The following is a 25403-nucleotide window of genomic DNA, read 5'->3' on the forward strand; positions in this document are numbered from 1 at the left end:
CCTCCGTCGCCTGCGAACCTCATTCTGAAACGATCAGTAAGCCCCTCGCGGAGTACCTTCTGGACGATCTGTTCCTCGAGGATCCGCGTTGCGGCAACGTAGTCGTATGCGTGCGGCCGGCCCTCAACTGGCGTGAGCGGGTAGTCCGGCAGGTAGCCCAGTTTGCGAGCCCGCGCGAGCCAACGGCTGGCGGTGATCCCGCTGACTCCCCACGTGTCCTGGATGACCTGCCGAGGAGCCCGACCCGTCAATTCCGCATCGACGGCGAACCATGCGACCTGGACGAAGTGTCCCGCGGGCCAGGACCGACCGACCTTTACCGACTGAATGCGGGCTTGGGCGTAGACGTCGCCGACCTTGTTGTTCCACTTGGTCCGTAGAGCGCTCTTGACCCTCCCCAGAATGGTTCCTGTCGGCGCGCGACGGACGGTCTCCCGGGTGATCGCCTCAGGCTTCTCTGGGTCTCGGGGCACGATCGACAGCCTCGTGATGGCCGGCTTCCCGGCCACCATCCGTCCTTCGACGGAGTAGACCCAGGGGCCTGGGATGTCGGAGTAGGTGACATCGACAGCCTCTGAGCCGTTGGCGAAGGCGTAAACCCATCCCCAGGTTCCGTCCCCGGCAATGGACATCGCTTCAGTGGGCTCGTCGTCCACGATAGTGATAACCCCCCCTCCGTGTTGTCGCCGTCAAAGCCTAGTGTTTGGCGGCCGCAGCCGGAAGGCTTGGAAGCACAAGGGCACCTCCTGAACAGGTAGTTCGAGGGATAGGCCGATGGCATTCCAGGGAAGGACAGCAGCGTGAGTGCAGGGGAAGGCGGCTCCGGCAGCGAAGGACTGCCGCTGCGGTGGGTGGTCATCCTGCTGGCGAGCTTGATCGGCGGGGTGGCAGTCGGCCGCGTGGAGGGGCTGGGGGCCGGCGTAACGGTCGCGATTGGGCTGGCAGGGTTCCTTCATCTGGTCATGCGCTCATAGACCGTCCGCGCCGGCTGAAGTCGGCTGCGCAGCACCGTGGGCCCTCTGATGAGTCTCAGAGGGCCCACGGTGCTGGAAGTAGAAGACTCGCTCCGGTCCAGTCCCTCACTCGCCCGTGAGAGACCAGGGGTTGGCGAGGGGGAGCTGGCCGTTCATCGCGGCGTCGCTGTCGGCGTTGACGAGGGCATCGGCGATGTGTCGTCGCAGGATCGGGTCGCTGATGCTGTCGAGCTCGCGCCAGGCGGCGTCGGAAACCTCTTTGGTCTGGAGGTTGCCGGTGTCGGCGGTGGTGCGGAAGAGGAAGCGGAAGTCGAAGTGCTGATGGGTGGGCTCGTCCTGCTGAGGTTTCCCGGTGCCCGCTGGGGCCTGCCCGCCCACTCGCCGAGCGGGGGCCTCGGAACAGCAGCAGCCGGGCGCCGGAGGTGGTCCGGTAACTGGTGTCACTGGTCAGCCTGGCCTGACCCCTGCCGGGCCGCATCGTGACCGCCGGCGGGCTGTCCGCCCGGACCGAGCGATCCGAGCGGCTCGCCGACCTCACCGCCGCAGCTGGCGCTGGCACGTATCTGTGCGGGACCGGCGGGATGACGTATCTCGACCCGGCCCCGTTCACCGCCCGCGGCATCGCCGTCGCCCCGTTCCTGCCCCCGGCCGCCGGGATCTGGGCCTCCGCCCGGCGCGTCACCGCCTTGTGGGCCCTGGCCCACCTCGGCCCGGCCTCGCTGCCCGGCTCCGGGCCCTCGCCGGAGCCCTGGACTCCCTCAAAGCTGCGGCCTGAGCACCTATTGCTGTACTTCCCCCCTTCTCGAGGGGGGAAGTACAGATGAAGGTCGTGCACCATCGCGCACGGACCTATGTGCTCAGCCGTCCGTTCGAACGGGACCGTGTTCTGTGGCGGGAGCAGGGATCGAGGCCAGGCGCCGGTTGCTGCCGAGCTTCTTCTTCAGCGCAATGTTCTCGTGGTAGAGGTTCGCGGTCACCGCGGCCAGCGCGTCGAGCTTGCCCTGGGCCTCGGTGACTTGGGCCTTAGCCTCCCGCAGCTGCTTACGCAGGTCGGTAATCGTCTCGTCGCGCTGCACTTCGCCGGGGGTGCGAAGCACCGGCCGGGCGACTTTGGCGTCCCACTCGGCCAGGATCACCTCGGCCCGGTGGACGGTCGCGTGGCTAACCTGGGCCTCGCGGGCAAGGTTCTCCTTGGTCAGGGCACCGTTGGTGTGCAAGGGCTCACCGGCCAGCAGCCGGGCCATGGCTTCACGGAGTTTCGTTGCGGTCGCGGCGGATACCGGCATCAGTGGGCACCTTGCAGGTTGGCGAATTGTGCGGTGACCGACTGCACCTCGGTGAGACGGATCTCTATGGACTCGCGCCGCGGCGGGGAGAGCCGTTCGCGTCGCAGGGTGTCTTGCAGGTCGCCCTCTTCGGCGATCCAGTAGGGGGCGTTCTCCAAGGTCAACACCGAGTTGCGGCATTTGCCGGGCTGACACGCGCCGAGCAACGGCTGCTTGCCCCGCTGCTCGGGCGGGAGCTGGTTTTGGCACTCGGCGGTCGACGCCTGCCACAGACAGTGGTTGATCGTGCCGAAGTGTAGCTGGGCGAACTCGTCCCGCAGCAAGCTCACCTGCATCCGTTCGTCCGCGATCTGTGCTTGGAGGTGCGGGTCGCTGTCCATGGCCTTGATGACCTTGTCCAGGCCGGCATGGAGCCTGGCGGCGCCGGGGCCGACGGCGACCGGATCGCCCTGTCGGCGAGCCTTGAGGAGTTCGACGAGCCTGCGGGCGGCGGCCAGTTCGAGCTGGTTGTCGAACTCCTTGCTCCAGTTCGCATCCATCCTTCCGTAGCCGCCGGTGACCCGGTTGGCCAGGGCCCGGCGGGCGGCGTGCTTGAGCTGGATTCCGAGCGCGATCTCCCCATCGGGCTGCTGGGCGGTGATGATCGCCATGGTCTTGCGGAACATGTGCGGTCGCACCAGCCCTTCGGGGATGGGCTCCAGTCCGGTCCGGTCCAGCGTCTTGTTGATGTTCTCGATGAAGAAGTCGATGTCGCGGAAGGCATCGAAGCCCGCGCGGCCGCGTGTTCCCTCCGGCAGGAACCCGCTGGGCGGGGCCAGGGTGGCGAAGATGTGGCTGTCGTGCCAGGACAGGCGTTCGGCGACTGCCACGGCCTGTGCGACCGGTTCGGTGATCCACCACTTGAGGCGGGGCCGGGATTCGTCGTGCTTGACCTTCCTCGAGGCGATCGCGGGAGATCCGTAGTGCTCGACGATGGAGTTCCGTTCGATCTCCTGCAGTTCACTGTCGCGCATCAGCGTGAGGGCGGCGATGAAGACGTAGCAGGCGGCTCTGACCATTCGCAGGGCGTGCTCGAGGTCGCCGTCCTCGATGTAGTCGGTACGGTCCTCGGTGATCGCCTCACGCACCCACTGCTGTCGCTGCCGGGTGCGGGCAGTGCCGCTGGTGAAGACGTTCGCCCGGGTCACCGTGCCGAATACGCGGCTTTCCAGGGTCAGCCAGACCGGCTCTCCGGCCGGCCCGTGGACGCTGGACTCCCGGCGGACCGGTATGCGGTTGGCCGGGTCGGCCAGCCATTTCTTGACCTGGGCATCAAGGTCATCGGGCCGCCGGTTGCGGCCGCGGACGGGCTGGTCAACGACGCCCAGAGCGGCCCGGCCTTCCTTGGCCGTGACGGGCCGGACCCGGCCTGCATCGGCCAGCTGCTGCACCATCCTCCGCCTCATCTGGTGCCGGCCCGAGTCCCGGCCGGTTTTGAACACGCCCTGGCTGACACCGCCCGTCAGCCACAGGCTCAGCGTTGACCACATCACCGTGCCCGCCGGGTATCCACGGAAGTCCCTCGCGTGAACGGGCACCAGGGAAGCAGGGTCCTGCACCCAGGCGGCGAGCTTCACGTCGATGTCCCGAGCCCGATGGGTCTGGTGCCGTATCCCGGCAGAGGCCGCCACGGCGGCGGCCTGCTGGTCGCGGCGTTCAAGGATCTGCGGAGCCATGTCATCGATGTAGAACCAGGCGGCCCGCAGGAGCGGCCACCAGATGGCCGGGGGAATCGACGGGGTGGACAGCTCACCGGTGTATGTCCGCTCGGCCACCTCCGCAGCCGACTTCCCCGGCCACGGGTCCTCACTCAGGCCGCCTCCGGTCAGCAGCGGGGCGAAGTCCAGCAGGCGGCGAATGGTGAGAACATCGTTGGCCAGGGTCGACGTTCCAGACGTCAGCGCGTGATGGTCGAGGTAGTCCTGCCAGTCCTCCGCCGCCCACGCGGCCAGATCGTGGGGCATCTGCTGTTCGACCGCCCATGTCGCGATGAGCCGCATCTTGTCGCACATCTGCCTGACCGAAGGCAGGCTCCAGTTCTCGGCCCGGAAGAACAGGCCGGCATCCCGGAGGATCTTGTGGCTGGAGTTGAGCATCCCGAAGGCGATCTCGCGCGTCCGCAGGTTCCAGAGCGGGTCCGTGGGAAACGACGCCCGCCAGGCGCTCTTCACCCGGTTCGCCGGCCGTCGAAGGCAGTCGCCGGGCCAGTACCCGCTCTGCCCGAAGAGCGGGACCTCCGCTCCGGGGATGAGGTTGCGGCGGCCGCCGAGGACGGGTGTGTCGTCGGGGATGGTCTGCGAGGGCAGAACCTGGAAGGCGGCGGCAGTTGTCATCGCTCGTACTCCGTTCGCATTCCGAGCGGCAGGTCGAGGCGGAACTTGCCCTCCTCGATCTGCCGGCGGGCCTCTGGAAGCTGTTCCGCGCACTCGGCGAACACTTCCTTCAGTGCGGCTGCCTGAACGGCCCAGGTGGCCTGCCAGACCGGTGGGGCCAGCACCTTGCGCATGTGGGCGATGTGGTCGTCGAGCATCAGCAGCCGGGGCAGCTGCGAGGTGAACACGATCGCGTTCGGGCAGATCATGCACATTGCCGGCGCGACGTGGCAGAGCTTGCCCTTGGGTGTGTGCGGGGAGTCGTGGGGATCGCGGCAGTTGACGACACCCATGTCGAGTTCTCCGTGCTGCAAGGCTTTCCCCTGCTCAGGCGAGATACCCAGCTCAGCGGCCGTCTCCGGCTCCGTAAGCATGGCCTCGACCCCCTCGGTGACCAGCACGGGCTTGCCAGGCTTGATCTTGTTGAAAACTCCGCGCTGGGCCCGGTTGACCGCCCGGCCTGCCAGGACGTGCGCGGTCGTGCCGTGCGCGTAGTGGCCCCGGAACACTTCTATGTGGTGGTCGTCCCCTGCCAGGTCGCTCAGGCTGCCGCCCAGAGCGGCGACGCGCGTGGTCTTCGACGTCTTCCGCAGCCGCCGCACGTCGTGCGGCTCGGAGATCTTCGCCGGGTCGCCTTCCATATCCGGATGGGTGGCGATCCAGTCGGTGAACCGGCGCCCCGGGCGCTTGAAGATCGCCCGCCCCGCGGCCATGCGACGCCGGTAGTCGGTGGACTCGACGGCAGTGAACAGCCACGGATCGGTCTCGAATACCTCCCGGGTCAGGGTGTTCACCGCGATCAGGCGCCGCAGCAGTCCGGGGACGTCCCAGTTGCCGGTGCCGGGGTAGACGGACTCTCCAGGTGCCTCGTCCTCGTCCAGAGGCCGCTCGCTCTCCCGCGGCCCGTCGTTGCCGTGCAGATGCGGACGGACCCGCTGGGCCCGCAGTTTGGTCTGCAGCACCCGGACCCCTTCATCGCTGAACTCCAGGTCGTCCAGACAAAGATCGTGCACCTCCTCGGAGGTGGCATCGCCCATGGCCAGCAGGAGCAGGACCCGGAACGGCTGCAGGTCGAGTTCGTTGGGGAACAGCAGGCCGCTGACGGTGGTCATCACGCCGTACTTTCCGCCGAAGCGGGCCATGTAGAGGGGGTCGGCCGCTATGGCCCTTACCGGCTTCGGCCACCACTTGAAGTGCGCCGGGAGATGCGACAGCAGGGCGGGCATGTCGAGCACGCCGTGCCGGGCCGCCCAGACCAGATTGGGCAGCGACCGCCAGCCTCCACTGCGCGGGTCCTGGCCCTCAGCCAGCAGAGCCCGGCCCACGGCGAGCCGCTTCTCCAGGGCCCGGACATCAGCCTTGGCACCGTCCAGCAGAAGCAGACGCTCGTGATTGGCGAACTCGTCCAACGGCTCGCTCGAGCCACCCCGGAACGTCGGCGGCCCTTCCGCCCGCCGCCGCAGGCGCTCGGGCACCTTCGCGTCCCGGACCGCCCTGTGCTCCACTAGAGTCAGCAACAAACCGGCCAACACGTTCGGCTGTCTCGAAGTCGGCTCGTAGCGGGTGACGAGATCTTCCTCCCACTGGTAGATCACCTCGGCCAAGTCGATGGGACCGCCATCCAGCCGGGCTTCATCCGGATCGAGGCCGATGGCCGCAAGATGCGTGCCAGCGAACGTCAGAAAACTGCGGATTGCGGCGACGTAGTTGCCACTGAAGGCCAGACCCGCCTTGCGGTGATAGTCCAGCCAGGCATCAGCCAACTGGCCCGCCAGCAGCGAACACCCGAACTCCGCCGGATCGATCCGGTGGGCCATCCGCTGGTGCCGGTAAACGTAGACGAGTTCCCGGACCCCGATCCGTCCAGGCGGCGCCAGCGGCGCGACGGCAGCGGCCGGACGCTGTCGGCTCCTGCGTTCTCCCCGGCGGGGCATCAGGCAGCCCTCCCCTGCGTCAGCCGGGCCGCGTAGTCGGCGTAGGTGGTGTCCTGGGCATTCCAGTCCGCGATCGCCCGGGCGACCAGCAGGTTCGTCTTGCGGATGTAACGCAGGTAACGCATGGTCGACGTCGCCTGGCGATGGCCGAGCAAACGCTGAACCGTCAACTGCGGCGACCTGCTGATGTGATCGGCCAGGTACGCGGTGTGCCCGCCCAGCCGCCGCAGCTCCGCCTCCTGCTCCGCCACCAGCTCGGTCAGCAACTGGAGCATGAAGATCGCGAACGTGTGACGCAAGTCGTGGATCTTGAATGCCCGCGGCACCACCGTCTCGAGCTTGTGTTCCTTGCTGATCCGCAGGGCCCGCACGTGGGCGTCCTCGAAGATCTGATGCCAGCGCTGTGCGGAGAGCATGCGCCCGCCGCGGCCGACGAACAGCGCCATCGGTTCCAGACCCCGGTCGCCCTCGATGACCGCGATCCGGCGCGTAGCCACGTCCATATCCTTGATCGTGAAGGTCCGCCGGCGACCGTGCAGGACTCCGCTGAGTTTGCCCTGACGGGAGTTGATGTCGTCGACGACGAAGAGCTCTGCCCGGTGACGGTGCAGTGTGCGCGCGGCCTCGTGCACGATCTTCGCCCGCTCTGTGCGCCGGTAGAAGTCGATCTCCCGCAAGGTGGCGTGCTGGATCTCCACCGTGCGAGGCAGCTTGTATTTGGCCATCTCCCTCAGGTCCACCAGCGCAGCCGAGCCGTCCGGGCGCGGCGTCCCGACCTCAATGTCGAGCAGGGTGCTGAACTCCCGCAGGCGCATCCCGGTCGTCACCGCCAGCTCTGCCGCCGCGCTGTTGCGCAACGGTGCCGCCCCACGGAAAGACCGGTCCGCCCGCTCGTCCGGCAACAGGCCGCGAAGCCCCACCTGCTTCAGGAACCGCCACTGCGAATAGGTCAGATGGCGGACGTCGAGATCGTTGACGACGGACACGGACAGAACGTCCTTGCCGTCCTTGCGTCGGTGATACGGGCGCCGGTCCAGCAGCCTCGCGTCCTCGACAGCCCACTCGTAGAAGTTGTTGATCGCGGCCCGCCGCCGCATCCACGTGGCCGCCGACACCGGCTCGTCCTGGTACTCCATGAGCTCGTCCCGGTAGGCGACGAGGTCATCCTCCGTGGCCGACAACAGATCCGTCGGCGGGTCCAACTGCCCAAGGAAGTCGGCCAGATCCATGAGGTCGTACGTGTAGTCCTGGAGCGACCCCGCATCCAGGCGCTTGGCCATATCGAAGAAGCACGAGGTCAACGGCTCCAGCGGACGCATATCCGACCCCAGGAAGAACGGCGTGCCCTCCTTGAGCGCCCCCTTGCGGGTCACGTACTCGACCCAGTCCAGATCCACACCGTCCACGGCACCCGCGTACCGGCGCACTTTGGCGTGCGACACGAAGAAGTACTCCACGAAGCCCCCCACCCCTGAGACATCAATAATCACTTGAACCTAACAGCCATCCGTGGTGTACCACTGAGACATTGAGATATCTACCAACCCTTGAGCTAACCCGCGCCCTCCTGATTGGCGGGTCTGGTCTCCAGCCGCACCACGTGCGGATGGTCCGGCCGCAGTTCCGCCGAGTCCTCGGCGAGGACGATCCGCTCGTCCGGTCCCACCAGCCCCAGAAGGGCGCTCAGCAGCGTCGTCTTGCCGCTGCCCGTGCCGCCGCTGACGAGGAAGGACAGCCGGGCGTCGAGCAGCGCGCGCAGCACGCGGTCACCGCCCGGCGGCACCGTGCCCGCCGCGACCAGCTCGCCGAGCGTGAAGGCACGCGGCCGCACGACTCGCAGCGACAGGCAGGTGCAGCCCACGGCGACCGGCGGCAGCACCGCGTGCAGCCGGGTCCCGTCGGGCAGCCGGGCGTCGGCCCAGGGCCGGGCGTCGTCCAGCCGGCGCCCGGCCACGGCGGCGAGGCGCTGGGCGAGCCGTCGTACGGCCGCCGCGTCCGGGAAGCGCACCGGCGTGAGCTCCAGTCCGCCGCCCCGGTCCACCCAGACCCGGTCCGGGGCCGACACCAGCACGTCGGTCACCGACGGGTCGGCGAGCAGCGGCTCCAGCGGCCCGCTGCCGACCAGCTCGGACCGCAACTGCGTGGCGGCCCCCAGGACTTCCGCGTCCCCGAGCACCCGGCCCTGCTCCCGCAGGGCCTGTGCCACGCGCGCGGGGGTCGGCTCGGCCCCGCTCTCGGCCAGCCACCGCCGCACCCCGTCGAGCAGTTCCGCGCCCTCCAGTCCGGCCAGGGTGCTCACGCCGCACCCGCCTCGACGAGCGCCCGCTCCCAGAACTCCTTGCAGAACCGGGCGAGCGGTCCGCGCGGGGCGGCGCCCGGGGGTGCCGTGCCCTCGTCCGGGCGCAGCAGCTCCGGCTCGACCGGCACCTCGCCGACCAGGGGCAGTCCGAGCAGCCGGGCCACTTCCCGGTCGTCGAGCCCCGGCGGGTACGGCCCGCGGACCGCCACCCGCAGATCGCGCAGGACCATGCCGACCGCGGACGCCACCCGCCCGGCGGCCGCGACGGCACGCAGCTCGGCGGGCACCACCAGCACGCCGACGTCGAGCTGGGTGAGGGCCTCGGCGACGCCGTCGTCGATGCGGCGCGGCAGGTCGACCACGACCGTGCCGCCCCGGCGCCGGGCCGCGGCGAGCACCGCGCGCACCGCCTGGGGCGGGACGGCGATCCGGTCGCCGCGGTCCCAGCTGAGCACTCGCAGCGAGTGCAGTTCGGGCAGCGACTCCTCCAGAGCGCCCCCGCCGACCCGCCCGCGCGAGGAGGCGAACGCGGGCCAGCGCAGCCCGTCGGCCGTCTCGCCGCCGAGGAGTACGTCGAGTCCGCCGCCCAGCGGATCGGCGTCCACGAGGAGCGTGCGCAGCCCCTCGCGCGCGGAGGTGACGGCGAGCGCGCACGCGAGCGTGGACGCTCCGGCCCCGCCCCGGCCGCCGATGACGCCCACGGTGAGGGCGGGCCGGCCGACGCCCTCGGCCACGTCGGCGATGCGGTCGACGAGCCACTGCTCGCCGTCGGGCAGCATCAGGACGTGCTCGGCGCCGATCTCGACGGCCCGCCGCCACACCCCGGAGTCGTCCTGGTCCCGGCCGACGAGGACGACTCCCCTTCTGCGCGCGGCGCCGCGCACCCGCCGCGCGGCGTCGTCGCCCACGAGGACGAGCGGCGCGCTCTCCCAGCTGCCTCTGCGGTCGGGCACGCCGTGGTGCACCTCGGGTGTGGCGCCCGCCGCCGCGCACAGGCGCAGCAGGTCGTCGAGGAGTTCGGTGTCCTCGGTGACGATCAGTGGTCCGCCCTGCCGCCCTCCGGCGGCCGGCGGCGGATCGTGTGTGACGGCTCCGGCCACGGTCTCCATCCCCCTTCGCTGCGTGACTCGCACGGCCCCTGCGGCCCCGCGATTCCCAAACGTGGGAAGAACCGGCAAGGCGGCCTCCCTTTGAGCGGCCGACACAAACCGGCCGAACGCCGCCCGGCAATCGGAGCCGGGCCATGAACCCGCCGCGAGCGGGGTGCGCTGGAATCACGGTGCAGCGATCCCGGAAATCGTGTGGATCTTGGTGGATAACTGTGGACGCCTCGACGGTTGTGAATATCGCCGTCACCCATACCGGTGACGCCCGCAGGTCCTCTGTACGACTGCCACAGAGCAGTCCGACGACTACGCACCGTAATAAGTCATGAGCATGCCAAACATGCCGCCAACGCGGCAGCAGGGTGGCACTCCGGCCGCGCGAAGAAGGAGAAAACCCACCCGGACATGCGACGACCCCCGCCGGGGGGGAGAGCGGGGGTCGTCCCCACGGCCGACTCGGGGGGGGAGGAGTCGGGCCGGGTTAGCACGGTCGCGAACGATCCGTGACTTCCATGGTGTACCCGAGAGCCCTCTCAGGCAAACCCACGCGCCCCACCTTACGCCGAATGGGCTGCCCCTATGCTCAAGGGCGTGGAAAACCACTCGTTGCCCCGCACAGCCGCCTTCTTTGACCTGGACAAGACGGTCATTGCGAAGTCGAGCACGCTCACGTTCAGCAAGTCGTTCTACCAAGGCGGTCTGATCAACCGCAGGGCCGTCTTGCGAACCGCATATGCCCAGTTCGTCTTCCTGGCCGGCGGCGCCGACCACGAACAGATGGAGCGCATGCGCTCCTACCTGTCCGCGTTGTGCCGCGGCTGGAACGTGCAGCAGGTCAAGGAGATCGTCGCCGAGACGCTGCACGATCTGATCGACCCGATCATCTACGACGAGGCCGCCTCCCTCATCGAGGAGCACCACACCGCCGGCCGCGACGTCGTGATCGTGTCCACGTCGGGCACGGAGGTGGTCGAGCCGATCGGCGAGCTGCTCGGCGCGGACCGGGTGGTGGCGACCCGCATGGTCGTGGGCGACGACGGCTGCTTCACCGGCGAGGTGGAGTACTACGCGTACGGCCCGACCAAGGCCGAGGCCATCAGGGAGCTGGCCGCGTCCGAGGGGTACGACCTCAGCCGCTGCTACGCCTACAGCGACTCGGCGACCGACGTACCGATGCTGGAGTCCGTCGGCCGCCCCCATGCCGTGAACCCGGACCGCGCGCTGCGCCGCGAGGCCCTCGCGCGCGGGTGGCCGATTCTGGACTTCCACCGCCCGGTCCGGCTCAAGCAGCGCATCCCCGCGTTCTCCGTACCGCCGCGTCCGGCGCTCGTCGCGGTCGCCGCGATAGGTGCCGCGGCGGCCACCGCCGGCCTCGTCTGGTACGCGAACCGGCGCCGGGCGACCGTCGCCTGACCGGGGCGAACCGAAGCCCTATTTGAACCCAAAAGTAAAGAAGTGCAGCCTGGACTTCCGCTTACTCCGGGGCAGGAGTACAAAGGAGTCAACGGCCCGCGAGACCAAGGACATCCGAGAGGATCACCTTAATTACGCATTTGGCCCCACGGACCGAGCATGAACACCGGGCACCCACGCGACGTCGACCCGTCGATTACGGGCCAGCCGCACCAGGTGACGGGCAAAGTTCCCGACCTGATGGGCATATATCGAGGACGCTTGGTACCCCGGTGCTCATGCCAGCGGCGGTACGAGTTTCTCGTACCGCCGCATCTCTTTGCCGGCCGGTGTCACGCCGCTCCGCGCTGCAACGCCTCGCACACCGCCATCGACTCGCGCGCCCCCAGTTCGACCGCCCTGCCGCAGTGGGCGATCCAGGCGGCCATGCCCTCCGCGGTGCCGGAGAGGTACCCGTCGAGGGCATCCAGGTAGGCCTCGCGGCCCAGCTCGGCGTGGCCCACCTCGGCCGCGCAGACCGACTTCGGGTCCAGGCCGCTGCCGATCAGGACGATGCGTTCGGCCGTGCGCGCGACCAGGCCGTTGTGGGACGTGAAGGGACGCAGCGCGAGGAGCTCGCCGTGCACGACGGCGGCCGTCACCAGCGCCGGCGCGGAGCCGCCCGCGATGATCAGCCCGGCCAGGCCCTCCAGCCGGCCGTGCGCCTCTGCCGCGCTCGGCAGCGGCAGCCCGACGAGCGGCTCGTCGACCGGCTCGCCCTCCTGCCGGGGCCGTCCCACCTGGTCGGCCTGGTCGGCCGCCGCCACCAGGTGCAGCCGGGCCAGCACCCGCAGCGGTGACTGCCGCCAGATGGACAGCAGCTGGCCCGCCTCGGCGGTGAGCCGTAGAGCGGCGCCCACGGTGCGCGCCTCGTCGTCGCCGCTGAAGTCCGTACGCCGACGCACCTCCTCCAGGGCCCAGTCCGCACCGGCCAGCGCCGCCGAGCCACGGGCGCCGCGCAGAGCCGCCTCCGAGGTGATCGCGTTGCTGCGCCGGCGCATGATGCGGTGCCCGTAGACCCGGTCCACGGACTTGCGCACGGACTCCACGGAATCGGCCACCCCGGGCAGCGCCCCCAGGGCCGCGAGAGGGTCGGCGGTCGCGCCTGCTGTACTCATGAGTACGACCCTACGCACCCCGGGGGCCCGCCCCACGGCGGAGTGGCCATCTTCACTCGGGGCCGCTACTTCGCTGCCGGAGCCCCGGGCACGCCCTTCGGGGCCGGGACGGGCCGGCCCGCGAGGAACGACGCCCAGCCCTGCTTCGGCGCCTCGCCGACCTTCAGCGTGCGCAGCTTCTCCAGCGTCGTCGGATCCTGGGCGTCCAGCCAGTCCACGAGCTGCCGGAACGAGACGCAGCGCACCTCCTTCTTGGTGCACACCGTCTCGATGACCTCCTCGACGGCCCGCATGTAGGCGCCGCCGTTCCAGGACTCGAAGTGGTTCCCGATGATCAGGGGCGCGCGGTTGCCGTTGTAGGCCCGGTAGAAGCCCTTGAGCAGGCCGTCGCGCATCTGGTCGCCCCAGAAGTCGTGCTTGGCGGGGTTGCCCTGGGTGTCGGTGCCCGACTGGTTGATCATGAAGTTGTAGTCCATGGTCAGCTGCTCGTAGGAGTGCCCGGGGAACGGCACGAGCTGCATGGACACGTCCCACAGGCCGTGCTTCTTCTTCGGCCAGACCTGGTCGTTGACGCCGCTGCTGTCATAGCGGAAGCCCAGGTCGCGGGCCGCCTTCAGGAAGTTCCGCTGGCCCTCCAGGCAGGGTGTGCGGGCGCCGATGAGCTCCTTGTCGTAGTCGAAGGGCAGCGGGGACGCCTCCTTCATGCCGCTGTTGGTCTTCCACGTCTTCACGAACTGCTTGGCCTGGGCGATCTCGTCCTTCCAGTCCCGCACGGACCACTCACCGACCCCGCCGCCGCTGCCGCAGAAGTGGCCGTTGAAGTGGGTGCCGATCTCGTTGCCCTCCAGCCACGCCAGCCGCAGCTGCTTCACGGTGGCGGCGATGCCGCGGCGGTCGTTGAAGCCGATGTCGGAGCGCCCCGGGGAGTGCTGCGGCGGCCGGTACCGGTCGCGCTTCTCGTCCGGCAGCAGGTACACGCCGCTCAGGAAGTAGGTCATGGTCGCGTTGTTCGCCTTGGCGACCTTGCGGAAGTGGGAGAACAGCTTCTGTTTGTCCTCGCCCGCGCCGTCCCAGGAGAAGACGACGAACTGCGGGGGCTTCTGGCCGGGCCGCAGCCGCTCGGGCCTGGGCAGGTGGGGCTGGGCGCCGGTGTGGGCGGTGGAGCCGTCTCCGATCAGCCGGACCGCGTTCTTCGGCGCCGGAGCCGGCTTCACCTTCCGCGGGGCAGGAGTCTCGTGCCGCGTTGTGCCGCTCCCGCAACCGGCGAGCGATACGGCGCAGACCGCGGCGATCACGGAGCCCGCGGCGATCCTGTGGCTTGCGGCCATGTTCCGCCACCTTCTTCCTTCTCTCGGGTGCGGACAGCGCCGCCAAATTGACACGAGACCGAGAAGGAATTAGTACGACAAGCCGATCAAATAGCCACTTCACCCTTGAGAGTGATTTATGCGCCCATTTGCCCGTAAAGTCTATGCCCGCCCTTTACCCTGCATTACGATCCGTTTACCGAGCGTTGATTCATCCCGCCGATTTACACCGTGACCACGGCCACGACCGGTTCCCGCCCGAGCGGGAGCCCGTTACGCGACCGCGCAGCCCCGGAGGAGACGGGAAACACATGTCAGCCTGCGTCCCCACCCGTGCCGCCGATCCGAACCGGACCGAGCGCACCCATCCACCCCACAGCCCGCCGTCCCATGGCCCCCGCCGTTTCCGGATCGCGGGTGCCGACGTGTCGGCCTCGATCGCGGTCTTCCTGATCGCCCTGCCCCTGTCCCTGGGCATCGCCCTCGCCACCGGCGCCCCGCTCCAGGCCGGCCTCGTCGCCGCCGCCGTGGGCGGACTCGTCGCCGGACGGCTCGGCGGCTCCCCGCTCCAGGTGAGCGGACCGGCCGCCGGACTCACCGTCGTCACCGCCGATCTCATCCAGCGCTACGGCTGGCGGACGACCTGCGCCATCACCGTCCTCGCCGGCCTCGCCCAACTCGGCCTGGGCTGTCTGCGCGTGGCCCGTGGCGCCCTCGCCGTCAGCCCCGCCATCGTGCACGGCATGCTCGCCGGGATCGGCGTCACCATCGCCGTCGCCCAGCTGCACATCGTGCTCGGCGGCACACCGCAGAGTTCCGTCCCGGACAACCTCCGCGCCCTGCCCGCCCAGTTGGCGGACATGCGCCCCGCGGCCGTGTCGGTGAGCGCGCTGACCCTGGCGCTGCTGCTGCTCTGGCCGAGACTGCCCGGCCGGGCCGGACGCCTGCTGCGCAAGGTCCCGGCCGCGCTCGTCGCCGTCGCCGGAGCCAGCGTCGCCGCCGCCCTCGTCGGCCTCCGCCTGCCCAAGGTCGACCTGCCGTCCTGGAGCAACCACGCCCTGGCCGGACTGCCCGAGGGGCCCGTGCTCGGCATCGTCGCCGCGGTGCTCACCACCACGCTGGTGTGCAGTGTGCAGTCACTGCTCGGCGCGGTCGCCGTGGACAAGCTGGTGGCCGGCCGACAGGGCCTGCCCGCCCGCGTCCGGCGCTCCGACCTCGACCGCGAGCTGCTCGGGCAGGGTGCCGCCAACATCGTCTCCGGCTCCCTCGGCGGACTGCCCATCGCGGGTGTGGCCGTGCGGACTTCGGCGAATGTGCACGCGGGCGCGGTGAGCCGGAACTCCACGATGCTGCACGGCGTTCTCGTAGTGATCGCCGCGCTGCTGATGGTCCCGATCCTGGAGCTCATCCCGCTCGCCTCGCTCGCCGCCCTGGTGATGGCCGTCGGCATCCAGATGGTGTCCCTGCACCACATCCGCACGGTGACGCGCCACCGAGAAGTGTGGGTGTACGCCGTCACGACCCTCGGCGTCGTGTCCCTCGGCGTCCTGGAGGGCGTCGCCCTGGGCATCGCCACGGCCGTCGGCGTCGCCCTGCACCGTCTCACCCGCACCCGCATCACGCACGAAGAGACGGAAGGAGTCCATCACGTACACGTCAGAGGACAGTTGACGTTCCTCGCGGTGCCACGGCTCAGCCGGGCCCTGCATCTCGTGCCCCACGGTGCCGACACCGTCGTCGAGCTGGACGGGTCGTTCATGGACCACGCGGCGTACGAGACGTTGCAGGACTGGCAGAAGACGCACACCGCGCAGGGCGGCACCGTCGAGATCACCGGCCGGCACCCCGGCATCCGCATCTCCGAGCCCCAGGCCTTCACCGGCTGCCGTTGCCGGCCCTGGACGCCCTGGCGCAACCACCAGTGCGACCGCCCCCAGTACGCTCCCCCTTCCCCGAGCGACCCGGGCGGGACGGACCGAACCGCCCCGGACACGAAGGGCACCGGCGGAGCCAGTGGGCACGAACTGGCGCGTGGCATCAGCGCGTTCCAGCGCAACACCGCGCCCCTGGTGCGCAGCGAGCTGGCCCGGCTGGCGCGTGAGGGGCAGCGGCCGTCGCAGCTCTTCCTGACCTGCGCCGACTCCCGACTGGTCACGTCGATGATCACCTCCAGTGGCCCGGGCGACCTGTTCGTCGTGCGCAACGTGGGCAACCTCGTCCCACGCCCGGGCGAGGAGAGCGGCGACGACTCGGTCGCGGCCGCGATCGAGTACGCCGTGGACGTGCTCAAGGTGCGCTCCATCACGGTGTGCGGGCACTCGGGCTGCGGCGCCATGCAGGCGCTGCTCAACTCCGACCCCGGCGGCGCCCGGACACCGCTGAAGCGGTGGCTGCGGCACGGGCTGCCGAGCCTGGAGCGCATGGCCGACGACAGTCTGCCGTGGGGCAGGCTGGCCGGGCGGGCTCCCGAGGACGCGGTCGAGCAGCTCTGCCTGACCAACGTGGTCCAGCAGCTGGAGCACCTGCGCGCCCACGACTCGGTGGCCCGGGCCCTCGACGAGGGCTCCCTGGAGCTGCACGGGATGTACTTCCACGTGGGCGAGGCCGAGGCCTACCTGCTCACCGAGACGGACGGCGGCGGCGTCTTCGACCGCGTACGCGAGGCGGACCTGACGGCGTGAGCCCGGCCCCTGCGCGGGTGTGCCGCCCGGACGGCCCAAAGCCCCGACGGCCCCGACGGCCTCCGGGCCGCACACCCCGCCGCCAACACCCGCTCCCAACCGCCGGCACACCCCAACCGTCCGCACGCCACGCCCCGCTGCCATGGGTGATGCGCGTTACACAGGCTGAACTTTCCCTGGTCGGCGTCCGTGGGTACGGATGACCCCGGTCCCGGAGAGCACCGCGCGACAGGTCTAAACCAATCGGCGGTCGGCCCTTGTCATCGCACCCCCGGGTCTGATGAGCTGTGGCCTGGGACACAACGGACACCCTGGGAAAGGCAGATGCCGTGAGCAACGAAAGCCTGGCCAACCTGCTCAAGGAAGAGCGCAGGTTCGCACCCCCCGCCGACCTGGCCGCGAACGCCAACGTCACCGCGGAGGCGTATGAACAGGCCAAGGCTGACAGGCTCGGCTTCTGGGCCGAGCAGGCCCGTCGGCTGACCTGGGCCAAGGAGCCCACCGAGACCCTCGACTGGTCGAACCCGCCGTTCGCCAAGTGGTTCAAGGACGGCGAGCTCAACGTCGCCTACAACTGCGTCGACCGGCATGTGGAGGCCGGGCACGGCGACCGGGTCGCGATCCACTTCGAGGGCGAGCCCGGCGACAGCCGCGCGATCACCTACGCCGAGCTCAAGGACGAGGTCTCCAAGGCGGCCAATGCCCTGCTGGAACTGGGAGTTCAGGCCGGCGACCGGGTCGCCGTCTACATGCCGATGATCCCCGAGACCGCGATCGCGATGCTGGCCTGCGCCCGCATCGGCGCCGCCCACTCGGTCGTCTTCGGCGGTTTCTCCTCGGACGCGCTCGCCACCCGCATCCAGGACGCCGACGCGCGCGTGGTCATCACCTCCGACGGCGGATACCGGCGCGGCAAGCCGTCCGCGCTCAAGCCGGCCGTGGACGAGGCCGTGGAGAAGGCGGGCAACGTCGAGCACGTCCTGGTCGTGCGCCGCACGGGCCAGGAGGTCGCCTTCACCGAGGGCCGCGACGTGTGGTGGCACGACCTCGTCGAGCGGCAGAGCGCCGAGCACACCCCGCAGGCGTTCAACGCCGAGCACCCGCTGTTCATCCTCTACACCTCGGGCACCACGGGTAAGCCGAAGGGCATCCTGCACACCTCCGGCGGCTACCTCACGCAGACCGCCTACACCCACCACGCCGTCTTCGACCTCAAGCCGGAGACCGACGTCTACTGGTGCACCGCCGACGTCGGCTGGGTCACTGGCCACTCGTACATCGTCTACGGGCCGCTCGCCAACGGCGCGACGCAGGTCATGTACGAGGGCACGCCCGACACCCCGCACCAGGGCCGCTTCTGGGAGATCGTGCAGAAGTACGGCGTGACGATCCTCTACACCGCGCCGACCGCGATCCGCACGTTCATGAAGTGGGGCGACGACATCCCCGCCAAGTTCGACCTGTCCAGCCTGCGGGTGCTGGGCTCGGTGGGCGAGCCGATCAACCCCGAGGCGTGGATCTGGTACCGCAAGAACATCGGCGGTGACCGCACCCCGGTCGTCGACACCTGGTGGCAGACGGAGACCGGCTCGATGATGATCACCCCGCTGCCCGGTGTGACCGCGACCAAGCCCGGGTCCGCGCAGACGCCGCTGCCCGGCATCTCGGCGACGGTCGTCGACGACGAGGCCAACGAGGTGCCCAACGGCGGTGGCGGCTACCTGGTGCTGACCGAGCCGTGGCCGTCGATGCTGCGCACCATCTGGGGCGACGACCAGCGGTTCATCGACACGTACTGGTCGCGCTTCGAGGGCAAGTACTTCGCCGGTGACGGTGCCAAGAAGGACGACGACGGCGACATCTGGCTGCTCGGCCGCGTCGACGACGTCATGCTCGTCTCCGGGCACAACATCTCCACCACGGAGGTCGAGTCCGCGCTCGTCTCCCACCCCTCCGTCGCCGAGGCGGCCGTGGTCGGCGCGGCGGACGAGACGACCGGGCAGGCGATCGTCGCCTTCGTGATCCTGCGGGGCACGGCCGCCGAGACCGAGACCCTGGTCGACGAGCTGCGCGCCCACGTGGGCAACACCCTCGGCCCGATCGCCAAGCCCAAGCGGATCCTGCCGGTGGCCGAGCTGCCCAAGACCCGCTCCGGCAAGATCATGCGCCGTCTGCTGCGGGACGTCGCCGAGAACCGCCAGCTCGGTGACGTCACCACGCTGACCGACTCCACGGTCATGGACCTGATCCAGGCCAAGCTGCCGGCCGCGCCCAGCGAGGACTGATCACGGCACAGGCATGGCGCAGCGCGCGAAGGGGCACCCGGCGATCGGTACGCCGGGTGCCCCTCGGCACCCCCGAGTGCTGATCGCCGAGGGCGCCCCTCGGCACCGCCAGTGATGATCACCGGATGCGCTCGGCCATATGCTTACCTAGGCTAAGAAAAACAACTGCTTGACGGTGCGCCGGGAAGTCTGGTCGGCATGTGTTCAGCCCTGCCCACCGACCGGAGGTCTCCCCCGTGACCGCGCCTCGCCCCAGCACCCCCCGCAAGGTCCTCGACCGGCTTTCCCTCCCCGAGCGGACCTACGTCGCGGACGCGCTGCGCACGGAGACCGTCGGCGGGGTGCTGCTGCTCGCCGCCGCCGTCACCGCGCTGCTGTGGGCGAACATCCCCGGGATGCACGACAGCTACGAGAGCGTCGCCCACTTCCACCTGGGCCCCGCCTCCCTCGGCCTGGACCTGTCGGTCGCGCACTGGGCCGCCGACGGGCTGCTGGCGGTCTTCTTCTTCGTCGCCGGGATCGAGCTCAAGCGCGAGCTCGTCGCGGGTGACCTGCGCGACCCCAAGGCCGCCGCGCTCCCGGTCGTCGCCGCGCTGTGCGGGATGGCCGTACCGGCGCTCGTCTACGTCCTCACCAACGTCACCGGCGGCGGTTCGCTGGCCGGCTGGGCCGTGCCCACCGCCACGGACATCGCCTTCGCGCTCGCCGTGCTGGCGGTCATCGGCACGTCCCTGCCGAGCGCGCTGCGGGCCTTCCTGCTCACGCTCGCCGTCGTCGACGACCTCTTCGCGATCCTGATCATCGCGGTGTTCTTCACCGACGGCCTGAACTTCGCCGCGCTCGGCGGCGCCGTCGCGGGCCTGGCCGTCTTCTGGCTGCTGCTGCGCAAGGGCGTACGCGGCTGGTACGTGTACGTGCCGCTGGCGCTCGTCATCTGGGCGCTGATGTACAACAGCGGCGTCCACGCCACCATCGCCGGCGTCGCCATGGGCCTGATGCTGCGCTGCCACCGGCACGAGGGCGAGGCCCACTCCCCCGGCGAGCACATCGAGCACCTCGTACGGCCCCTGTCGGCAGGGCTCGCCGTACCGCTGTTCGCGCTCTTCAGCGCCGGTGTCACCGTCTCCGGCGGCGCGGTCGCCGATGTGTTCACCAAGCCCGAGACCCTCGGCGTCGTCCTCGGCCTGGTCGTCGGCAAGGCGCTCGGCATCTTCGGCGGGACGTGGCTGACGGCCCGTTTCACCCGGGCGTCGCTCAGCGACGACCTCGCCTGGGCGGACGTGTTCGCGGTGGCGAGCCTCGCCGGCATCGGCTTCACCGTGTCCCTGCTCATCGGAGAACTCGCCTTCGAGGGCGACCAGGCGATGACCGACGAGGTCAAGGCCTCTGTGCTGCTGGGCTCGCTCATCGCCGCGACACTCGCGACCGTCCTGCTGAAGATGCGCAACGCCAAGTACCGCCGCCTGTGGGAGAACGAGGAGCGCGACGAGGACGCCGACGGCATCCCGGACATCTACGAGGAGGACGACCCGGCCTACCACCAGCGGCTGGCCGACCTCTACGAGCGCAAGGCCGCCGAACACCGCCGGATCGCCCGGGAGAAGGCAGCCGCGCGCCACGGGCTTGCCGAAGTACCGGGCGGGGCAGGCGATGACCACCACCGTCCGGCATGATCTGACGAGACGGTACAAAAGACGGGACCGTACGCAGTCAGGCCGTACGCAGTGGGACGACTGCGGCGAGTCAGACACAAGACGCGGAAAACGGACCGTACGCAGAAGAGGGAGACCGCGATGAGCGCACCCGACGGCAGCCCGGTCGGCGCCGAACGCAGCATCGGCCAGCTGTTCGCCTCGGCGACGGCGGAAATGTCGGCGCTGGTGCACGACGAGATCGCGCTGGCGAAGGCGCAGCTCAAGCAGGACGTCAAGCGGGGCGCGACCAGCGGCGGCGCCTTCTCGATGGCCGGCGCCGTGCTGCTGTTCTCCCTGCCGATGCTGAACTTCGCGCTGGCCTACGGCATCCACACCTGGTCCGACTGGAACCTGGCGATCTGCTTCCTGCTGTCCTTCGCGGCGAACGTACTGGTCGCGGTCGTGCTCGCGCTGATCGGCGTGGCCTTCGCGAAGAAGGCCAAGAAGAGCAAGGGCCCGCAGAAGGTCGCCGCCTCGATGAAGGAGACCGCGGGCGTCCTCCAGAAGGCCAAGCCGCACCCGCGGCCGGAGCTCCCGCAGGACCGGGTCCCCGAGGCCGTCGAGGCTGTGGCACGCTCGTCGTCATGACCGATCCCGCCACACCTTCGGCGCAACCGGCTTCGGCCGTGCGGCTGGACGGCCCCTGGAGCCACCGCGACGTCGCCGCCAACGGCGCCCGCTTCCACATCGCCGAGCTGGGCGACGGGCCGCTGGTCCTGCTGCTGCACGGCTTCCCGCAGTTCTGGTGGACCTGGCGGCACCAACTGGTGGCGCTCGCCGACGCGGGCTTCCGAGCCGTCGCCATGGACCTGCGGGGCGTCGGGGGCAGCGACCGCACGCCGCGCGGCTACGACCCCGCCAACCTCGCGCTCGACGTCACCGGCGTCATCCGCTCGCTCGGTGAGCCCGACGCCGCGCTGGTCGGCCACGACCTGGGCGGATACCTGGCGTGGACGGCGGCCGCGATGCGCCCCAAGCTCGTGCGGCGGCTGGCGGTCGCGTCCATGCCACATCCGCGGCGCTGGCGGGCGGCCATGCTGCGGGACGTCAAGCAGACCCGCGCCGGTTCACACATCTGGGGGTTCCAGCGGCCCTGGATCCCGGAGCGGCAGCTCACCGCCGACGACGGGGCGCTCGTGGCCGAACTGATCCAGGACTGGTCCGGGCCGCGCCCGCCGGAGGAGGAGGCGCTTCGGACGTACCGCCGCGCCATGTGCATCCCCTCCGCGGCGCACTGCGCGGTCGAGCCGTACCGCTGGATGGTGCGCTCCCTGGCCCGCCCGGACGGCATCCAGTTCAACCGCCGGATGAAGCGGCCCGTGCGCGTGCCGACGCTCCATCTGCACGGCTCGCTCGACCCCGTGATGCGCACGCGCAGCGCGGCCGGCTCCGGCGAGTACGTCGAAGCCCCGTACCGCTGGCGCCTGTTCGACGGCCTCGGCCACTTCCCGCACGAGGAGGACCCGGTCGCGTTCTCCTCGGAGCTCATCAACTGGCTGAAGGATCCCGAACCCGATCGGTGACCGGCTGACCGCGGCCGGTGTCCGCGCGTGAACGCTTGTCCGACGAACGGCCAATTGCCTGGCGCATAGGCCAATTGGGCGCTCCGGGGGCGGTTATCGACCATGGGGCAGGGGCACACGTCGGGGTATGGGCTGGACGCACGACTACAGTGACGCAAGCCGCAATCGCCGCTCGGCGGGCGGTGCGAACCCCCACCAGCGGAGCGGTGCACCGCAGATGGCGACCGCGGACCCCAGGGTGGGGATCCCGCGTATCCTCCGCCGCCGGGCCCGCTGGGTCTCCGTACGTCTGCGCCACACACGCGACTGAGGCGTCACCCGCGCGGGTGACGCCCCGACCACCTCACCTCAGGGCCGCTCCTAGAGCGCGCAGCTGTCGCTGCCCACCTGCTGGTTGGCGGTGCGCCCCTTGGTGATGTCCTCCTGGATCTCGTCCACGGTCAGCGCGTACCCCGTCTTGGCGTCGTCGAGGGACTTGGCGAACACCACGCCGTAGACCCTGCCGTCGGGCGTGAGCAGCGGGCCGCCGGAGTTGCCCTGGCGGACGGTCGCGAAGAGGGAGTAGACGTCGCGGCGGACCGTGCCGCGGTGGTAGATGTCCGGGCCGTTGGCCGTGATGCGTCCCCGCACGCGCGCGGCCCGCACGTCGTACGCCCCGTTCTCCGGGAAGCCCGCGACGATCGCTCCGTCGCCGCTGCCCGCGTCCTTGGTGGTGAACCGCAGCGCGGGTGCCTTGAGGTCCGGCACGTCGAGTACGGCGATGTCGCGCCGCCAGTCGTACAGCACGACCGTGGCGTCGTACTTCCTGCCCTCGCCGCCTATCTGCACGGTCGGCTCGTCGACTCCACCCACCACGTGCGCGTTGGTCATGACGCGGCGGTCGTCGAAGACGAAGCCGGTGCCTTCGAGGACCTTGCCGCAGCTCGGGGCCGTGCCCATGACCTTGACGATGGAGCGCTGGGCGCGGGTCGCCACCGGGCTGTCGGCCAGGGCCGGGTCCGGCGGCTGGACGTCGGTGATCGGCTCGTTCGAGAACGGGCTGAAGACCTGCGGGAAGCCGTTCTGCGCGAGGACCGAGGAGAAGTCCGCGAACCAGGTGGCGGCCTGGTCCGGCAGCGCCTGGGAGACGCCGAGCAGCACCTTGGAGTTGCGGACCTCCTTGCCGAGCGTCGGCAGTGTGGTGCCCGCGAGGGCCGAGCCGATCAGCCAGGCGACCAGGAGCATCGCCACGACGTTGACCAGGGCGCCGCCGGTGGCGTCCAGGGCCCGGGCCGGGGACCAGGTGATGTGCCGGCGCAGCTTGTTGCCGAGGTGGGTGGTGAGGGCCTGGCCGACGGAGGCGCAGACGATGACGACGACGACCGCGACGACGGCCGCGGTCGTGTTCACCTCCGCGTTGTCCGTGATCGCGTCCCAGATGACGGGCAGCGCGTAGACCGCGACGAGACCGCCGCCCAGAAAGCCGATCACCGACAGGATGCCGACGACGAACCCCTGGCGGTACCCCACGACCGCGAACCACACGGCGGCGACCAGCAACAAGATGTCCAGCACGTTCACGGAGGCCACCCTGTCATGCGCGCCAGTCGAGCGGGACCTGCTTCTCACGGTCCCAGGGCCGCTCCCAGCCCGCGTAGTGCAGCAGCCGGTCGATGATTCCGGCCGTGAAACCCCAGACAAGTGCCGATTCGACCAGAAATGCCGGACCTCGGTGGCCGCTGGGGTGGACGGTGGTGGCGCGGTTCGCGGGATCCGTGAGATCCGCCACGGGGACGGTGAAGACCCTGGCGGTCTCGTTCGGATCGACGACCCCGACCGGGCTGGGCTCTCGCCACCAGCCCAGCACCGGGGTGACGACGAAGCCGCTGACCGGGATGTACAGCCGGGGCAGCACTCCGAAGAGCTGGACGCCCGAGGGGTCGAGACCCGTCTCCTCCTCCGCCTCGCGCAGGGCGGCCCGCAGCGGGCCGTCGCCCCGCGGGTCGCCGTCCTCCGGGTCGAGGGCGCCGCCGGGGAAGGAGGGCTGGCCGGCGTGCGAACGCAGGGAGCTCGCACGCTCCATGAGCAGCAGCTCCGGCCCGCGCTCGCCCTCCCCGAACAGGATCAGCACGGCGGACTGGCGCCCGGCGCCGTCCTCCGGCGGCAGGAATCGGCTCAGCTGCCGCGGCCGGACCGTCTCCACGGCGTGCACCACCGGGTCCAGCCAGGCGGGCAGCCCCTCCTTGCTGACTGTCACTCGGCCGCCCTGTGTGTTGCTCGCCCGCGTCATCGCCACCCCCGTCGTCCTGCCGCTTCCAACGCGCGGCGCCCCCGAGATCGTTCCGCGAACGGCCACGGTCCCCCGGGCGGGGGGCTCGTGGGGCTGCTCATCCGGCCCCCAGCGGCGGCGCCGGTTTGCCGCCCGCGTCCAGGTAGGCCTGCGGGGGGTTCAGACGCTGGCCGGGGAAGCCGCCCTTCTCGTACTTGAGCAGCTTCTTCGCCTTCTCCGGGTCGGTCTCGCCCTCGCCGTACGCCGGGCAGAGCGGGGCGATCGGGCAGGCTCCGCAGGCGGGCTTGCGGGCGTGGCAGATACGGCGGCCGTGCCAGATCACGTGGTGCGAGAGGTCCGTCCAGTCGCTCTTCGGGAAGAGCGCGCCGATCGCCGCCTCGATCTTGTCCGGGTCGCTCTCGCCGGTCCACTGCCAGCGGCGCACCAGGCGCTGGAAGTGCGTGTCCACGGTGATGCCGGGCCGGCCGAACGCGTTCCCGAGCACGACGAATGCCGTCTTGCGGCCGACGCCGGGCAGCTTGACCAGGTCCTCCAGCCGGCCGGGGACCTCGCCGCCGAAGTCCTCCACCAGGGCCTTGGACAGCCCTATGACCGACTTCGTCTTGGCCCGGAAGAAGCCGCACGGGCGGAGGATCTCCTCCACCTCCTCCGGGTTGGCGGCGGCCAGGTCCTCGGGGGCGGGGTACCTGGCGAAGAGGGCGGGGGTCGTCTGGTTGACGCGCAGGTCGGTGGTCTGGGCGGACAGGACCGTGGCGACCACGAGCTGGAAGGGGTTGGCGAAGTCCAGCTCGGGGTGGGCGTACGGGTAGACCTCGGCGAGCTCGCGGTTGATGCGGCGGGCGCGGCGGACCAGGGCGGTACGCGACTCGCCACTCGGTGGGTGGACGACCGTCCGGGCCGGGGCGGCGCCCTTGAGGCGGGCCGTGGCCTTCTTGGGCGCGACGGTGACCTTCTTGGCGGCGGGGGCCTTTCTCACAGGCGCCGCCTTCTTCGCAGGCGCGGTTTTCTTCGCAGACGCGGTTTTCTTCGCAGACGCGGTTTTCTTCGCAGACGCGGCCTTCTTC

Annotated in this window: 21 protein-coding genes and 2 pseudogenes; 10 read left to right on the plus strand and 13 right to left on the minus strand. The window is 70.2% G+C overall.

What is annotated here, in order from left to right; translation table 11 throughout:
• Positions 1 to 656 (minus strand): hypothetical protein (locus GTY47_RS15560; protein WP_010031906.1); only part of this gene is annotated, 656 nt, incomplete at its 3' end.
• A 144-nt stretch (positions 657 to 800) separates the two neighbouring features.
• On the opposite strand from GTY47_RS15560, the gene GTY47_RS15565 reads away from it, so the two are divergent.
• Positions 801 to 974, plus strand: coding sequence for a hypothetical protein (locus tag GTY47_RS15565; protein ID WP_158688370.1), 174 nt, complete (start codon positions 801 to 803; stop codon positions 972 to 974).
• Positions 975 to 1079: 105 nt separating this feature from the next.
• Here the strand turns inward: GTY47_RS15565 and GTY47_RS15570 are convergent, their stop codons facing one another.
• Positions 1080 to 1352, minus strand: coding sequence for an NUDIX hydrolase (locus GTY47_RS15570; protein WP_010031908.1), 273 nt, complete (start codon positions 1350 to 1352; stop codon positions 1080 to 1082).
• Positions 1353 to 1453: 101 nt separating this feature from the next.
• On the opposite strand from GTY47_RS15570, the pseudogene GTY47_RS40915 reads away from it, so the two are divergent.
• Together GTY47_RS40915 and GTY47_RS40920 are read left to right on the plus strand one after the other, a co-directional pair.
• Positions 1454 to 1543: pseudogene (locus GTY47_RS40915) on the plus strand (hypothetical protein); the annotation flags it as partial.
• 12 nt (positions 1544 to 1555) lie between these two features.
• Entirely contained in the window at positions 1556 to 1798 is a 243-nt protein-coding gene (locus GTY47_RS40920; protein ID WP_237556538.1) for a hypothetical protein, read from the plus strand.
• Between the two features lie 33 nt (positions 1799 to 1831).
• On the opposite strand, the gene GTY47_RS15580 is transcribed toward GTY47_RS40920, so the two are convergent.
• The 6 genes and pseudogenes from GTY47_RS15580 to ssd all read right to left on the minus strand — a co-directional run bounded on the left by GTY47_RS15580 (position 1832) and on the right by ssd (position 10013).
• Positions 1832 to 2260 carry a hypothetical protein gene (locus GTY47_RS15580; protein ID WP_010031911.1) on the minus strand — a complete coding sequence of 143 codons (429 nt, stop codon included), beginning with the start codon at positions 2258 to 2260 and terminating at the stop codon, positions 1832 to 1834.
• Positions 2260 to 4470 (minus strand): hypothetical protein, encoded by a 2211-nt coding sequence (locus tag GTY47_RS15585; protein WP_158688371.1) that lies wholly within the window; start codon positions 4468 to 4470, stop codon positions 2260 to 2262. Before GTY47_RS15585 ends, GTY47_RS15580 begins: the two co-directional genes overlap by 1 nt.
• 158 nt (positions 4471 to 4628) lie before the next feature.
• Entirely contained in the window at positions 4629 to 6605 is a 1977-nt protein-coding gene (locus GTY47_RS15590) for a hypothetical protein (RefSeq protein ID WP_158688372.1), read from the minus strand.
• Positions 6605 to 8062 carry a site-specific integrase gene (locus tag GTY47_RS15595; RefSeq protein WP_029180609.1) on the minus strand — a complete coding sequence of 486 codons (1458 nt, stop codon included), beginning with the start codon at positions 8060 to 8062 and terminating at the stop codon, positions 6605 to 6607. Before GTY47_RS15595 ends, GTY47_RS15590 begins: the two co-directional genes overlap by 1 nt.
• 98 nt (positions 8063 to 8160) lie before the next feature.
• Positions 8161 to 8904 (minus strand): annotated as a pseudogene (locus tag GTY47_RS15600) (ATPase, T2SS/T4P/T4SS family); the annotation flags it as partial.
• Positions 8901 to 10013, minus strand: a complete 1113-nt coding sequence (ssd, locus tag GTY47_RS15605; RefSeq protein ID WP_010031920.1) for a septum site-determining protein Ssd — start codon at positions 10011 to 10013, stop codon at positions 8901 to 8903. The gene ssd and the pseudogene GTY47_RS15600, both read right to left, overlap by 4 nt.
• A gap of 576 nt (positions 10014 to 10589) precedes the next feature.
• On the opposite strand from ssd, the gene GTY47_RS15610 reads away from it, so the two are divergent.
• Positions 10590 to 11423, plus strand: a complete 834-nt coding sequence (locus GTY47_RS15610) for an HAD family hydrolase (RefSeq protein WP_010031922.1) — start codon at positions 10590 to 10592, stop codon at positions 11421 to 11423.
• A 332-nt stretch (positions 11424 to 11755) separates the two neighbouring features.
• On the opposite strand, the gene GTY47_RS15615 is transcribed toward GTY47_RS15610, so the two are convergent.
• On the minus strand, positions 11756 to 12580 hold the full coding sequence (locus tag GTY47_RS15615) for a hypothetical protein (RefSeq protein WP_010031924.1): 825 nt from the start codon (positions 12578 to 12580) through the stop codon (positions 11756 to 11758).
• 65 nt (positions 12581 to 12645) lie between these two features.
• On the minus strand, positions 12646 to 13908 hold the full coding sequence (locus tag GTY47_RS15620) for a hypothetical protein (protein ID WP_010031925.1): 1263 nt from the start codon (positions 13906 to 13908) through the stop codon (positions 12646 to 12648).
• A 290-nt stretch (positions 13909 to 14198) separates the two neighbouring features.
• Between GTY47_RS15620 and GTY47_RS15625 the strand changes: the two genes are divergently transcribed.
• From GTY47_RS15625 to GTY47_RS40925, 6 genes are all read left to right on the plus strand, one after another.
• Positions 14199 to 16568, plus strand: a complete 2370-nt coding sequence (locus GTY47_RS15625) for a SulP family inorganic anion transporter (RefSeq protein WP_010031928.1) — start codon at positions 14199 to 14201, stop codon at positions 16566 to 16568.
• A gap of 329 nt (positions 16569 to 16897) precedes the next feature.
• Positions 16898 to 18853 (plus strand): acetate--CoA ligase, encoded by a 1956-nt coding sequence (gene acs / locus GTY47_RS15630; RefSeq protein ID WP_010031931.1) that lies wholly within the window; start codon positions 16898 to 16900, stop codon positions 18851 to 18853.
• Positions 18854 to 19089: 236 nt separating this feature from the next.
• On the plus strand, positions 19090 to 20526 hold the full coding sequence (nhaA, locus tag GTY47_RS15635; protein ID WP_010031933.1) for a Na+/H+ antiporter NhaA: 1437 nt from the start codon (positions 19090 to 19092) through the stop codon (positions 20524 to 20526).
• A 120-nt stretch (positions 20527 to 20646) separates the two neighbouring features.
• Positions 20647 to 21135 (plus strand): phage holin family protein, encoded by a 489-nt coding sequence (locus GTY47_RS15640; protein ID WP_010031935.1) that lies wholly within the window; start codon positions 20647 to 20649, stop codon positions 21133 to 21135.
• The gene (locus GTY47_RS15645) at positions 21132 to 22070 is read left to right on the plus strand and encodes an alpha/beta hydrolase (RefSeq protein ID WP_029180611.1); all 939 of its coding nucleotides are present in this window, start codon (positions 21132 to 21134) and stop codon (positions 22068 to 22070) included. The genes GTY47_RS15640 and GTY47_RS15645 overlap by 4 nt, the downstream gene beginning before the upstream one ends.
• 127 nt (positions 22071 to 22197) lie before the next feature.
• Positions 22198 to 22380 (plus strand): hypothetical protein, encoded by a 183-nt coding sequence (locus GTY47_RS40925; protein WP_078602692.1) that lies wholly within the window; start codon positions 22198 to 22200, stop codon positions 22378 to 22380.
• Between the two features lie 50 nt (positions 22381 to 22430).
• Here GTY47_RS40925 and GTY47_RS15655 read toward each other — a convergent pair whose 3' ends face one another.
• The 3 genes from GTY47_RS15655 to nth all read right to left on the minus strand — a co-directional run.
• Positions 22431 to 23630, minus strand: a complete 1200-nt coding sequence (locus GTY47_RS15655) for a MarP family serine protease (RefSeq protein ID WP_010031941.1) — start codon at positions 23628 to 23630, stop codon at positions 22431 to 22433.
• A 13-nt stretch (positions 23631 to 23643) separates the two neighbouring features.
• The gene (locus GTY47_RS15660; protein WP_010031942.1) at positions 23644 to 24339 is read right to left on the minus strand and encodes a CoA pyrophosphatase; all 696 of its coding nucleotides are present in this window, start codon (positions 24337 to 24339) and stop codon (positions 23644 to 23646) included.
• A gap of 97 nt (positions 24340 to 24436) precedes the next feature.
• The coding region (gene nth / locus GTY47_RS15665; protein WP_202458305.1) for an endonuclease III at positions 24437 to 25403 on the minus strand (967 nt) is incomplete at its 5' end.

This window comes from Streptomyces sp. SID5464 (assembly GCF_009862985.1).
GTDB lineage: Bacteria > Actinomycetota > Actinomycetes > Streptomycetales > Streptomycetaceae > Streptomyces > Streptomyces chartreusis_D.

Bases quoted from the DNA above. Each gene is read 5' to 3' on its own strand.
- GTY47_RS40920 (WP_237556538.1), top strand. From the start codon at position 1,556: ATGACGTATCTCGACCCGGCCCCGTTCACCGCCCGCGGCATCGCCGTC.
- GTY47_RS15625 (WP_010031928.1), top strand. From the start codon at position 14,199: ATGTCAGCCTGCGTCCCCACCCGTGCCGCCGATCCGAACCGGACCGAG.
- GTY47_RS15660 (WP_010031942.1), bottom strand. From the start codon at position 24,339: ATGACGCGGGCGAGCAACACACAGGGCGGCCGAGTGACAGTCAGCAAG.
- GTY47_RS15590 (WP_158688372.1), bottom strand. From the start codon at position 6,605: ATGCCCCGCCGGGGAGAACGCAGGAGCCGACAGCGTCCGGCCGCTGCC.
- GTY47_RS15580 (WP_010031911.1), bottom strand. From the start codon at position 2,260: ATGCCGGTATCCGCCGCGACCGCAACGAAACTCCGTGAAGCCATGGCC.
- ssd (WP_010031920.1), bottom strand. From the start codon at position 10,013: ATGGAGACCGTGGCCGGAGCCGTCACACACGATCCGCCGCCGGCCGCC.
- GTY47_RS15620 (WP_010031925.1), bottom strand. From the start codon at position 13,908: ATGGCCGCAAGCCACAGGATCGCCGCGGGCTCCGTGATCGCCGCGGTC.
- GTY47_RS15610 (WP_010031922.1), top strand. From the start codon at position 10,590: ATGCTCAAGGGCGTGGAAAACCACTCGTTGCCCCGCACAGCCGCCTTC.
- GTY47_RS15640 (WP_010031935.1), top strand. From the start codon at position 20,647: ATGAGCGCACCCGACGGCAGCCCGGTCGGCGCCGAACGCAGCATCGGC.
- GTY47_RS15645 (WP_029180611.1), top strand. From the start codon at position 21,132: ATGACCGATCCCGCCACACCTTCGGCGCAACCGGCTTCGGCCGTGCGG.
- GTY47_RS40925 (WP_078602692.1), top strand. From the start codon at position 22,198: ATGGGCTGGACGCACGACTACAGTGACGCAAGCCGCAATCGCCGCTCG.
- GTY47_RS15615 (WP_010031924.1), bottom strand. From the start codon at position 12,580: ATGAGTACAGCAGGCGCGACCGCCGACCCTCTCGCGGCCCTGGGGGCG.